At 66.9% G+C, this 12,632-nt stretch carries 9 protein-coding genes; 7 read left to right on the top strand and 2 right to left on the bottom strand.

Translation table 11 applies throughout. The annotated features are described in order from the left end of the window. The first annotated feature begins 74 nt into the window (after window positions 1–74). Window positions 75–1,127, top strand: a complete 1,053-nt coding sequence (gene cobW / locus IB232_RS02735; RefSeq protein ID WP_192397028.1) for a cobalamin biosynthesis protein CobW — start codon at window positions 75–77, stop codon at window positions 1,125–1,127. A 1-nt stretch (window position 1,128) separates the two neighbouring features. Then, window positions 1,129–4,863, top strand: coding sequence for a cobaltochelatase subunit CobN (gene cobN / locus IB232_RS02730; protein ID WP_192397027.1), 3,735 nt, complete (start codon window positions 1,129–1,131; stop codon window positions 4,861–4,863). A gap of 239 nt (window positions 4,864–5,102) precedes the next feature. On the opposite strand, the gene IB232_RS02725 is transcribed toward cobN, so the two are convergent. After that, entirely contained in the window at window positions 5,103–6,176 is a 1,074-nt protein-coding gene (locus IB232_RS02725) for a 3-deoxy-7-phosphoheptulonate synthase (protein WP_192397026.1), read from the bottom strand. Between the two features lie 619 nt (window positions 6,177–6,795). Between IB232_RS02725 and IB232_RS02720 the strand changes: the two genes are divergently transcribed. The 5 genes from IB232_RS02720 to IB232_RS02700 all read left to right on the top strand — a co-directional run bounded on the left by IB232_RS02720 (window position 6,796) and on the right by IB232_RS02700 (window position 11,756). Continuing rightward, complete coding sequence (locus IB232_RS02720; RefSeq protein ID WP_192397025.1) at window positions 6,796–7,794, top strand: ATP-binding protein; 999 nt, start codon at window positions 6,796–6,798, stop codon at window positions 7,792–7,794. Next, a complete protein-coding gene (locus IB232_RS02715) occupies window positions 7,776–8,483 on the top strand; it encodes a vWA domain-containing protein (protein WP_225592129.1) in 708 nt (235 codons plus the stop codon). The genes IB232_RS02720 and IB232_RS02715 overlap by 19 nt, the downstream gene beginning before the upstream one ends. Then, entirely contained in the window at window positions 8,480–9,247 is a 768-nt protein-coding gene (gene cobF / locus IB232_RS02710) for a precorrin-6A synthase (deacetylating) (protein WP_192397023.1), read from the top strand. Before IB232_RS02715 ends, cobF begins: the two co-directional genes overlap by 4 nt. 73 nt (window positions 9,248–9,320) lie before the next feature. Further along, window positions 9,321–10,391, top strand: coding sequence for a hypothetical protein (locus tag IB232_RS02705; RefSeq protein ID WP_318652222.1), 1,071 nt, complete (start codon window positions 9,321–9,323; stop codon window positions 10,389–10,391). A 795-nt stretch (window positions 10,392–11,186) separates the two neighbouring features. After that, complete coding sequence (locus IB232_RS02700; protein ID WP_192397022.1) at window positions 11,187–11,756, top strand: flavin reductase family protein; 570 nt, start codon at window positions 11,187–11,189, stop codon at window positions 11,754–11,756. Here the strand turns inward: IB232_RS02700 and IB232_RS02695 are convergent. After that, window positions 11,753–12,604: an alpha/beta fold hydrolase gene (locus IB232_RS02695; RefSeq protein ID WP_192397021.1), complete on the bottom strand. Its 852-nt coding sequence runs from the start codon at window positions 12,602–12,604 to the stop codon at window positions 11,753–11,755. The genes IB232_RS02700 and IB232_RS02695 overlap by 4 nt on opposite strands. Between the last annotated feature and the right edge of the window lie 28 nt (window positions 12,605–12,632).

Here is a 12,632-nt window from a genome sequence, read left to right as displayed (position 1 = left end):
GTGTTCGGCCCTCGCTCGTCCGCGCGTGCCCCGCCCTGCCCGTCCGTCCATTTCACGACGCTTTCGGGGCTGCCATGCAATCGCTCGCCAAACTTCCCGTCACCATCGTCACCGGCTTCCTCGGTGCCGGTAAAACCACCCTGCTCCGTCATCTGCTAGCCAACGCCGGTGGCCGCCGCATCGCGGTGATCGTCAACGAATTCGGCGAACTGGGCATCGACGGCGCCATCCTCAAGCAGTGCTCCATCGGCTGCACCGAGGAAGAGGCCAACGGCCGCGTCTATGAGCTGGCCAACGGCTGCCTGTGCTGCACCGTGCAGGAAGAGTTCTTCCCGGTGATGCGCGAGCTGGTGGCTCGCCGCGGCGAGCTGGACCACATCCTTATCGAGACCTCCGGCCTGGCCCTGCCCAAGCCGCTGGTGCAGGCCTTCAACTGGCCGGAAATCCGCACCGCCTGCACCGTGGATGCGGTGATAACCGTGGTCGACAGCCCGGCCGTGGCCGCCGGCACCTTCGCCGCCTTCCCCGACCAGGTGGACGCCCAGCGCAAGCAGGACCCGAACCTGGACCACGAGTCGCCATTGCACGAGCTGTTCGCCGACCAGCTGGCCAGCGCCGACCTGGTGGTGCTGAACAAGACCGACCTGCTCGACGCTGCCGCCCTGGCGGCCGTGCGCGCCGAAGTGGCCGAGGAGCTGCCGCCAGCGGTCAAGGTGATCGAGGCCCAGGGCGGCGACCTGCCGCTGGGCGTGCTGCTCGGCCTGAACTGCGAGACCGAGCTGCACATCGACGCCCGTCACACCCACCATGACGAGGAAGACGAGGACCACGACCACGACGAGTTCGACTCCTTCGACCTGGTCCTGCCAGAAGCCGAGGAGGCGCGCCTGCTGGCCGCCCTGAAGGACGCCGTGGCCAAGCACGGCATCCTGCGCGTCAAGGGCTTCGCCGCCATCCCCGGCAAGGCCATGCGCCTGCTGGTACAGGGTGTAGGCCAGCGCTTCGACCGCCACTTCGACCGCGCGTGGGGCGAAGGCGAAGCACGGCAGAGCCGCCTGGTGCTGATCGGCCAGACCCTCGACCGCGCCGCCATCGAGGCGGAGCTGAAGGCCGCGCTGGCCGGCTGACATGCACCTGCTGCGCGCCCAGGCCGGCGTCACCCTGCCGGCCGACAGCATCGCCGACCTCGGCCAGACCCCGGCCGAGCTGGTGATCCTCTGCACCGGCGACTCGCACCTGTCGCTGCTGGCCGAGGTGGCGCGCGAGCTACCCGAGGACTTCCCCAGCCTGCGCCTGGCCAGCCCGGCGCAGCTGCCCAACCACGCCTCGGTGGATTTCTACGTCGAGCAGGTGCTGCGCCACGCCAAGGTCATCCTGATCTCGGTGCACGGCGGCGTCAGCTACTGGCGCTACGGTATCGAGCGCCTGGTCGAGCTGGGCCGGCAAGGCGCCAGGATCATCCTGGTGCCCGGCGACGACAGCCCCGATCCCGAGCTGAGCGAACTCAGCAACGTACCGAGCGAGGACAGCCAGCGCCTGTGGCAATACCTGCGCCAGGGCGGCGCGGACAACGCCCGCCACCTGCTGCACTGCATCGCCAGCCGCTGGCTGCAGCGCGGCTACCCGTGGAGCGAGCCGCACGCCCTGCCGCGCACGCTGATCCATCACCCACGCCACGGTGCGGCAACTCTCGACCACTGGCGAGCCGACTGGCAGCCGGGCCGGCCGGTGGTGGCGCTGCTGTTCTACCGCGCCCAGGTGCAGGCCGGGAACACCGTCTTCGTCGACACTTTCTGCCAGCGCCTGCAGGCCCTGGGCCTCAATCCGCTGCCGATTGCCGTGGCCAGCCTCAAGGAGGCCGAATGCCTGGCGCAGGTCGAGGCCTGGCTGGACGAGACCGACACGGAGGTGATCCTCAACACCACCGGCTTCGCCCAGTCCAGCCCGGAATCACCACAAGAGCGGCCGTTCCGCCGTGATGTGCCGGTGCTGCAGGCGCTCTGCGCCCTGGACAGCGAGGATCAGTGGCAGGCCAGCACCCAGGGCCTGGGCCCGCGCGACCTGGCCATGCATATCGCCCTGCCCGAGCTGGACGGTCGCCTGATCACCCGGCCGATCAGCTTCAAGGGCGTGGCCGCGCGCAGCGAGCGCAGCCAGAGCGATGTGGTGCGCTACCGTCCGCATTTGCCGGGCATGGACTTCGTCGCCGAGCTGGCGCTGCGCTGGACCCGGCTCGCAGCCAAGACCAACGCCGACAAACGCGTCGCCCTGATCCTGGCCAACTACCCGACCCGCGACGGCCGCATCGGCAATGGCGTCGGCCTGGATACTCCGGCCGCCGCGCTGAATATCCTGCGCGCCCTGCAGCAGCAGGGTTATCCGGTCGCGAATCTACCGAGCGACAGCACCACGCTGATCCACCAGTTACTCGGCGGCGTGACCAACGACCTCGACAACCTCGACCTGCGCCCTTGCGCCCAGAGCCTGGCGCTGGACGACTACCAGCGCTGGTTCGCCAGCCTGCCCGAGGCCAACCAACGCGCAGTGATCGAACGCTGGGGCCCGCCCGAGCAGGACCCGATGTACCGCGGCGGACGCTTGATGATTGCCGGCCTGCGCTTCGGCCTGACCTTTGTCGGCATCCAGCCGGCGCGCGGCTATCAGCTGGACGCGGCGGCGGTGTACCACGATCCGGATCTGGTCCCACCGCATGGCTACCTGGCCTTCTACTGCTGGCTGCGCACGGCGTTCACCAGCGATGCGCTGATCCATGTCGGCAAGCACGGCAACCTGGAGTGGCTGCCAGGCAAGAGCGTCGGCCTGTCCGGCGCCTGCTGGCCGAGCGCGATCTTAGGTCCCTTGCCCAATCTCTACCCCTTCATCGTCAACGACCCCGGCGAGGGCGCCCAGGCCAAGCGCCGCACCCAGGCGGTGATTCTTGACCACCTGATGCCACCGCTGACCCGCGCCGAGAGCTACGGCCCGCTGCGCGACCTGGAGCGCCTGGCCGACGAATACTACGAAGCCAGCCAGCTCGACCCGCGCCGCGCCCTGGAGCTGCGCAGCGAGATCCAGCGCGAGGTGCGCGAGGCCAGCCTCGACCGCGAACTGGGCCTGCAGGTCAACGACGACCCGGACAGCTGGCTGCCGCAGCTGGATGCCTACCTGTGCGACCTCAAGGAATCGCAGATCCGCGATGGCCTGCACTGCTTCGGCGAATCGCCGAGCGGGCGCCTGCGCCGTGACACATTGCTGTCGCTGGTGCGCATCCCGCGTGGCGACGGTCATGGCCAGCACGCCAGCCTGTTGCGCGCGCTGGCCCAGGATCTGACTCTGGACTTCGATCCGCTGGGTGGCGAGCCGGCCAAACCTTGGAACGGACCACGCCCGGATTGCCTGTTGCCCCTGAGCGTTGAGCCCTGGCGCAGCCGTGGCGACACCCGCGAGCGCCTGGAACTGCTCGCCCTGCAACTGATCGAGCAGCCCGATTCGCCCGCGCCCGGCCCGGCCAGCGCCGCAGTGTTGAACGAGCTACGCGGCCATATCGCCCCGCTGCTGGACAGCTGCGGCGCCGCCGAGATGAACGGTCTGCTCGCCGCCCTGCAGGGCCGATTCGTGCCGCCGGGCCCCAGCGGCGCACCCAGCCGTGGACGCCTGGACGTGCTGCCCACCGGGCGCAACTTCTATTCGGTGGACGTACGCCACCTGCCCACCCCCACCGCCTGGCGCATCGGCGTGCAGAGCGCCCAACGCCTGCTGGAGCGTCACCTGCAGGACGAAGGCGAGCATCTGCAACATCTAGGTCTGTCGGTATGGGGCACGGCAACCATGCGCACCGGCGGCGACGACATCGCCCAGGCCCTGGCCCTGCTCGGCGTGCGCCCGGTATGGCAGCCCGGCAACCAGCGGGTCGAGCGAATCGAGGTACTGCCACTGGAACAGCTCGGCCGCCCGCGGGTGGACGTGACCCTGCGCGTGTCCGGCTTCTTCCGCGACGCCTTCGCCAACCTGATTCGCCTGTTCGATTCGGCCGTGCAGGCGGTGGCCGAGCTGGACGAACCCGAGGACATGAACCCGCTGGCCGCGCGGGTCTGGCAGGAAACCCTGAGCCATCAGGACCAGGGCCTGGACCCGGTCGAAGCGCGGCGCCAGGCCGGCTGGCGCATCTTCGGCGCCAAGCCGGGGGCCTATGGCGCCGGCATCCAGAACGCGGTGGAAGAGCGCCTGTGGCAGACCCGCGCCGATCTGGCCGAGGTCTACCTGAACTGGGGCGGCTACGCCTACGGCCAGGGCGCCGAAGGCCAGCCAGCTCGCGCGCAGTTCGCCGAACGCTTGCAGCAGCTACAGGCAGTGCTGCACAACCAGGACAACCGCGAGCACGACATTCTCGATTCCAACGACTACTACCAGTTTCAGGGCGGCATGCTCGCAGCCGTCGAGACCCTGCGCGGCGGCAAAGTCTCCAGCTACTTCGGCGACAGCAGCCAGCCGGACAACCCGCGCATCCGTACCCTCAAGGAAGAGCTGAGCCGCGTGGTGCGCGCCCGCGCGGTGAACCCCAAGTGGATCGCCGGAATGAAGCGCCACGGTTACAAGGGTGCCTTCGAGCTGGCCGCCACGGTCGACTACCTGTTCGGCTTCGACGCCACCAGCGAGCTGGTCGACGACCACCAGTACGCCCTGCTGGCCGATGCCTACCTGCTGGACAAGGACACCCGCGACTTCATCCAGCAGCACAACCCGGGCGCGTTGCAGGACATGCTCGAACGCCTGCTGGAAGCCCAGCAGCGCGGTCTCTGGCAGGAGCCCGGCGAGTACCGGGCGCAGCTGGAAAATCTGCTGCTGGACGCGGAGGAGAGCTGATGGAACAGCGTTCAGCTAGCCCCTCTCCCCCCGGGAAAGCGGTTGGGGTGAGGGAGAACCGAGTCGCACGCAGCCTCCCTCACCCCTGGCCCCTCTCCCAAGGGGAGAGGGGTGCCGGTGTACCAAGCCAGCCCGGGGTTCTCCCGCCCCACATCAGCCCTGTAGGGTGGATGGCGCTTTATCCATCCACCGCAACACCGCCACGGTGGACGAGCAGAGCGTCGTCCACCCTACCGATCTCATTTACCCGAGCGCAGTCTTTCGGCCGCCTCGCGCAGCATCGCCTCGGTGCCGCTCCAGCCCAGGCAGCCGTCAGTGATCGACACGCCGTAGCGCAGCTCGGCGGACAGCGCCTGGCAGCCGTCGAACAGATGGCTCTCCAGCATCACCCCGCGCAGGCTGGCGTCGCCGGCCAGGCGCTGGTCGAGCACGTCGCGCAGCACCGCCGGCTGACGCAGCGGGTCCTTGCCGCTGTTGGCGTGGCTGCAATCGACCATGATCCGCGCGGCGATGCCCTGCTTCTCCAGGCTCGCCCGCGCCACGGCCACGCTGGCCGCATCATGGTTCGGCCCGCTGTGGCCGCCGCGCAGCACCAGGTGGGTGTCCGGGTTGCCATCGGTCTCGACCAGCGCCGGGCGGCCCAGGTCGTCCACGCCGAAGTGCTGATGCGGGTGCGCTGCCGAACGCATGGCGTCGCAGGCAATGGACAGGCTGCCATCGGTACCGTTCTTGAAGCCCACCGGCACATCCAGGCCGCTGGCCAGCTCGCGGTGCACCTGCGACTCGCTGGTGCGTGCACCGATGGCGGCCCAGCCCAGCAGGTCGTCGAAGTAGCCGGCCACCAGCGGCTGCAGCAGCTCGGTGGCCACCGGCAGGCCGCGTTCGAGCATGGCCAACATCAGCCGGCGCGACAGTTCCAGGCCGCCGGCCATGTCGCCACTGCCGTCCAGTTGCGGGTCGTACACCAGGCCCTTCCAGCCAATGGTGGTGCGCGGCTTCTCGACGTAGGCGCGCATCACCAGCAGCAGCTGGTCGCTCACCTCGGGAGCCAGTGCGGCCAGGCGGTCGGCGTATTCCAGGGCGGAAATCGGATCGTGCAGGGAACAGGGGCCGACGACGACCAGCAGGCGCGAGTCGGAGCCGTCGAGCACGGCGCGGATGGCCTCACGCTGGGTGTGAACCTGGTTGGCGAGAGCGGCAGACAGCGGCAGGCGCTGGCGCAGATCAATGGGGCTCGGCAGCGGCGTTACGCGGCGGCGAGTGGTGGATGGCGGCACGGCTTGTGTGCGCAGAGCGGTAACGGAAGCATTCATGGCGGTGGTCCTCGCCCGGCGTGGCCTCATGCCACGCGCGGCGCGCTATCTGGGTGTTCGACTGGATTCTCGGAGGTGCGCGGCAGCGCTGCTAAATCGCCAGGCGGAGTTGCGGTAGCTGCGGTAATAGGCGGTGTAAGCGGTCATGTTTCGATCCTCTGTGTTCTCACCTGCGCTGAATGGCTGCGCGTCGGCCAGGCTGCGTTGGCGTTGGTTCGGAATGCTCATGTACCACTCGTACACTGCGCTTCCTCACCGGCCGCCGCCTTGCCTGGCTCTAGCTCGCTCATCCAGCGGCAGGCGCTGGTTGTTGGCCTTGTGGGCCGGAAAAACAAAAACCCCGGTCGGGAGGCCGACCGGGGTTTCGTGAAACTGGCTGGTGGCGACCCTTTGCTCTGGGGCGCCTGTGGGGTATCAGGCGCGCCGTCGGCTAAACCAATACCCGTAAAAGAAATAAGCGACGGCCTCGACCTGCGCGCGTACGCCAGCGACGCCGACAGCGGCGGAGCGAACGAGGCGGTTCAGGGAAGGACGAGACGACATGCTGATCTCCAAAATGATGGTTGCCACGCTAACCGATCGCCCCATTCAACTTCAACCCTTGCCCTGAGGTAACGCCATGCAGCCCCATTTCCCCCTGGCCGCCGTGGTGGCCGCCGACGAGCTCAAGCTGGCGCTGTGCCTGGCCGCCATCGACCCGGCCCTGGGCGGCGTGCTGATCGAAGGCCCCCGCGGCATGGCCAAGTCCACCCTGGCGCGCGGCGTGGCCGACCTGCTCGACGGCGGGCGCTTCGTCACCCTGCCGCTGGGCGCCAGCGAGGAACGCATCGTCGGCACCCTCGACCTGGATGCCGCGCTCGGCGAGGGCCGCGTGCGCTTCTCCCCCGGGGTGCTGGCCAACGCCCATGGCGGCGTGCTCTACGTCGATGAGGTAAACCTGCTGCCCGATCACCTGGTGGACCTGCTGCTCGACGTGGCGTCCAGCGGCACCAACCACATCGAACGCGATGGCCTGTCGCACAGCCACCCGGCGCGCTTCGTACTGATCGGCACCATGAACCCCGAGGAAGGCGAGCTGCGCCCGCAGCTGCTCGACCGCTTCGGCCTCAAGGTGCAGCTCGGCGGCGCACCCGAGCCGGCACAGCGCGCGGAGATCGTCCGCCGCCGCCTGGCCTTCGACGACGCCCCCGAAGCCTTCCTCGCTCAGTGGCAGAACGAACAGGACGCCCTACGCCAGCGCTGCGTCAAAGCTCGCCTGCGCCTGAGCGACATCCCGCTGGACGACGCCAGCCTGCACGCCATCGCCCAGCGCTGCTTCGCCGCCGCCGTGGACGGCCTGCGCGCCGACCTGGTGTGGCTGCGCGGCGCCCGCGCCCATGCCGCCTGGCGTGGCGCGAGCCGGATCGAAGCGCAGGATATCGACGCCCTGGAGCCCTTCGTTCTCGCCCATCGCCGCCGTGAACACACGCCGCTCGCGAGCCAGCCACCAGCGCCAAATCCGTCGGAACAACAGCCCTCGCAACAGGATCAGGGCGAAGGCCAGTGGGGCGCACTGCCGCCGCAGGCCGTGGCCGTCGGCGATCGGCGCGAGCCACCGAGCTGGCCAAAAAAGCCCTGAGCATCCGCCCGCGCCAGGCCCCAGGCGCGGATGCCCTCCCCCAACCCGGCCAGGCCCAAGGCGGACGCAGCGGCGCACGCGGCACCGGCACGCCTACGCGCATCGACTGGCCGACGACCCTCTCCCACGGCCGACCACGCTGCCGCGCCGAACTGCGCTGGCACGCCCGCCGCCTGCGCCCCGGTGAGCTGTGGCTGGTGATAGTCGATGCCTCGGCCAGTACCCGTCGGCATGGCGCCCTGGCCCAGGCCAAGGGCCTGCTCGCCGAGCTGTTCACCAGCGCCTATCGCCAGCGCGCACGCCTCGCCGTGCTCGAAGCCGGCGGCGCGCAGCCACGCTGGCTATGGCAAGGACAGAAGGCATCGCCTGAGCTACACACCTGGCTGCTGCAGCTCGGCGCCGGCGGCGGCACCCCGGTCATCGAAGCACTGCAATTGGCCACGCCCTGGCTGCTGCGTCGGCAACGCCACAAGCCAGGCGAACAGCAACGCCTGCTGCTGCTCACCGACGGCCGCCTACGCGACTGGTCGCGGCTTACCGCACTCCCCTGCACCAGCCTGCTGCTGGACATCGAGCGCGCGCCCATCCGCCTCGGTCGCGCCCGCCAGCTGGCCTTTGAGCTGGGCGCCGACTACCACCATATCGACGAACTGGCCCTGAGTCGCGCGCCCACCTGGAACAGACCATGAAAGAACTGCTGCTGGTCGGCATCGGCGCCGGCGACCCGGACTACATCACCCAACAGGCGATCAAGGCCCTGCGCCGCAGTGACGTGATATTCCTGATGGACAAGGGCCCGGCCAAACACAAGCTCAACGCCCTGCGTCGGGAAATCTGCGAGCGCTTCCTGGGTGACCACAGCCCACGCTTCGCCGAAGGCCAGCAGCCGGAACGCGAGCGCGACGCCGCCGACTACCGCGCCAGCGTGGACGAGCTGAACCGCGACAAGCAGGCGGTGTTCGAGCAGCTGATCGACGAGCAGATGAGCGATGGCGAGACGGCCGCCTTCATGGCCTGGGGCGACCCTTCGCTGTACGACAGCAGCATCCGCATCATCGAATCCATCGCCACCGCGCGCAGCGACCTCACCTACGACGTGATCCCCGGCATCACCAGCCTGCAGGCCCTTACCGCTCGCCACCGCGTACCGCTGAACCAGATCGGCCGCGCCGTGGAAATCACCACCGGCCGCCTGCTGGCCGAGGGCTGGCCGCAAGGCGTGGACAGCGTGGCAGTGATGCTCGACGCCAAGGACACCTACCTACGGTTTGTTGGGCAGGGGCTGCATATCTATTGGGGGGCGTATGTGGGGACGGCGGATGAGATTTTGATTGCTGGGGCGCTGGATGAGGTGGCAGAGCGGATTGCGGCGACTCGCGCGGATGCGCGGGAGAGGAATGGGTGGATTATGGATAGCTACTTGCTACACAAGAGTGGAGCAACTCGGGACTGAGAGGCAGTCGAAATAGCGCAGCATTTCCGCCGTTCGGCATCCAGATTTTAGTCACCCTATGGACAGCCTTTGGATGTGCCACCACTATGATGGCCACCACAGTGGCTACGCATTTTCGAGAGGGATCTTTATGGGGTGGAAGGGTACGCTGCGGTCGATGCAGGCCGCTTCTCGTCGAGCAGAACGCGACTCTCAACGTCGGCAGCGCGAGCTGGAAAAGCGTCGCAAAGAGTTCGCGAAAATGGAGGCCCTAGAACAGGCCGCCTACGAAGTTGAGGTTTACGACAATCACATCGAGGTTTTGCTTTCCGTTCATCGTGAAAGTGCCGAAAGGATCGATTGGGCAGCATGTGCTGAGCGTATAGAGCCGTTATGCCCTGTGATGCAGCCAGTCAATGAAATTGCCGCAAAGGCAAAACTCGAAAGCTATCAGCCTAGTATTTTTGCCCGCTTACTGAAGCTACAAAAACGACAGCTCAATAAGCTTTCTCACAAAGTCGAACTGGCAAAGGCTCTAGATACCCAGTGGTATGAAGAAGCTGTGAAAGCGTGGCAGGCCGAGCATGCTGATTGGAGCTCCGATAAGGTCTTAGCTGAGCGTTTGTTGAAGCACGATCTCGCTGCCAAGATCGAGGCAATTGAGTTACTTCACCCCTTCGAAGACATCTCGATGCTCGGCTCTTCCATTAAGTTTACTGTTCACCCAAACGGCTTGGTGGAGGCTGTGCTTAATGTCCACGGTGAGCGAGTTATTCCTTCGGAAATTAAGAGCCTTCTACAAAGCGGAAAGCTTTCTACTAAGAAGATGCCGGTCAGTCGCTTTAATGAGTTGCTTCAAGACTACGTATGCAGCTGTGCTCTGAGGGTAGGACGCGAGCTGCTTGCAATACTCCCGGACGAGCTAGTGATCGTGACTGCAAGTGATCGATTACTGAACTCTGCGTCAGGTCACCTTGAGGAAATGCCACTGCTTAGCGTTGCCATTTCACGCAAGACTCTGGATGTACTGAATCTGGATGCGATTGATCCTTCAGACTCCATGAAGAATTTCATACACAACATGTCGTTTAAGAAGGCCACAGGGTTCTCCCCCGTTTGTGCACTAGAACCTCGTCAATTCAGGGTTAACGCTCAATCGGTTTGAAGCATGTGCGTTTAGCACCACATCGCTTTTCGCCCTTACGGCGAGTCACTTTCTCTTTGCTCGCGCGAAAGAGAAAGTAACCAAAGAGAAAGCGCGCCCGGCATCCGGGTCTGGCCTACGGCCAGACTTCCCTCGCTCCGGTGCCGCTCCGGGGGCCGGCTTACAAGGGCCGTCCCTGGCCCTTTAAGCGGAGACGCCTAGTCCTCTCGCCGCATCCATGCGGCTCGTCCCCCTGCGCAACACCTCCACTCGGCCTCCTGACGGGGATTCGGTTCCGAGTTGCTTGAGGGTTCTTTTAAGCGCTGCGCGCCCGAACGGAGTTAGCAGGACTCGCTTTCGTAGGGTGGTCTCGCCGCAGGCAGCCCACCACACCGGAACGGTGTACTGCCCTTCGGGCGAGTAATACCCTACAGGAGCAGCATCGTGCCCTCAGGCAACTCCCTGCCCCCTTCAGAAGGCCGAACGGAATCGTTGTGTAAGGGGTTGAGCGGCATGGATGCCGCGAGAGCCGCGATGGGCCAGGGATGGCCCTTCGCGGCGGGCCCCTGGAGCAATGATGGAGTGAGGGAAGTCGAGCGCAGCGAGACCCGGATGGCGGGGGCAAGACCTTTTGGTTCCTTTTGGCGGGGCCGGCCATCCGGGCGTTTGCCAAAAGGGACCCGCCCAGCAGGGCGGAACCACTGCCCCAGCCAACGCAGCAACTGGCCAACGCACAAACCGAAAGCCAACGCAGTTGCCGAACCCCAGCCCCACAAGCGAGCATCAACCCCAATCTCGCAGTCTGGAGTAACACCCATGAATCCCCACCAAAAGCAGGTCGACCTCGCCAAGGCCTACCGCCTCCTCAACCACGGCCCAACCGTGCTGGTCTCCGCCCGCCACGACGGCGTCGACAACGTCATGGCCGCCGCCTGGGCCTGCGTCCTCGACTTCTCCCCACCCAAGCTCACCGTGGTGCTGGACAAGGCCACCCGCACCCGCGAACTGATCGAACGCAGCGGCAGCTTCGTCATCCAGGTGCCCACCGCCGCCCAGCTGCAGCTGACCAACCAGGTCGGCAACCACAGCCTCAAGGAGGATCCGGACAAGCTGGCCAAGGCCGGCGTCGAGCTGTTCGACATGCCCGGCCACGACCTGCCCTTCGTGCAAGGCTGTTCGGCCTGGATGGCCTGCGAACTGATCACTGAGCCGCACAACCAGAACACCTACGACCTGTTCATCGGCGAAGTGGTCGGCGCCTGGGCAGACGACCGCGTGTTCCGCGACGGCCGCTGGCACTTCGAGGAGGCCGACCCAGCCTGGCGCAGCCTGCACCATGTGGCCGGCGGGCATTTCTATGCCATCGGCGAGGCGCTCAAGGCCTAGGAACTCTCACCTTCGACGAACGCCGCTATATGCCTGGCGCAGGCCAGCGGGTATTGCAGGTGCGGGCCATGGCCGGAGCTCGGCAGGGTCAGCAGCTGCAGGGTCGGCAGCGCGCCGCTGAGGGCGTGCCAGTTTTCCACCGGAAAGACGATGTCGTGGCTGCCACCGATGTGCAGCACGGGAATGCCCGTGCGCTTGAGGGCGTCGAGCAGCGGCGGCACCGGGATGATCGGGTTGCGCGGCCCGTCGCCCAGTTGCTGGCCGGCCCACTCGTGGGGCACCGGCGGGCACTGGCCGGAGGTACGCGAAGCGATGCGCGCGGCCGACTGGGTTGCCGCCGCGCGGCTGTCCTGGGACAGCGGCTCGAAGAACAGGTGAACGAAGTCCTCGAAGTCGTTCTCCCGCCGCGCCAGCTCATAGAACAGCGGCTCGCCCATGCGCACCAGCTCACCCGGCGGCGTGGTGCCGAACAGCAGCAGATGACTGAGCCGCTGCGGCGCCTGCAGGAACACCAGCTGCGCGGCGATGCCACCGAGCGACCAGCCGCCGAGCACCAGGCGCTGCAGGTCGAGGGCGGCGATCAGGGCGAGAATGTCGCGGGCCAGGCGCGCTGGGTCGTAACTGGGCTCGCCGCCGGACAGGCCCAGGCCGCTGTAGTCGAAGACGTAGACCCTGAAGCCCTGCTCGGCGAGCGCATCGAGGAACAGCGGGTCCCAGTCATCCATGGTGCCGCGAAAGCGTACGCACAGCAGCAGCGGCGTGCCCTCGCCGATCACCCGATAGGCCAGGCGACGGCCATTGCTCTCGACGAACTGATTGGGTACCTGGTGGGCGGGCTGGTGCGGCATGGCGGGTGACTCCTCTGCTGGACTTCGG

The sequence above is a fragment of the Pseudomonas sp. PDM15 genome (assembly GCF_014851565.1).
Lineage (GTDB): Bacteria > Pseudomonadota > Gammaproteobacteria > Pseudomonadales > Pseudomonadaceae > Aquipseudomonas.
This window is presented reverse-complemented; position numbering and strand designations above follow the sequence as displayed.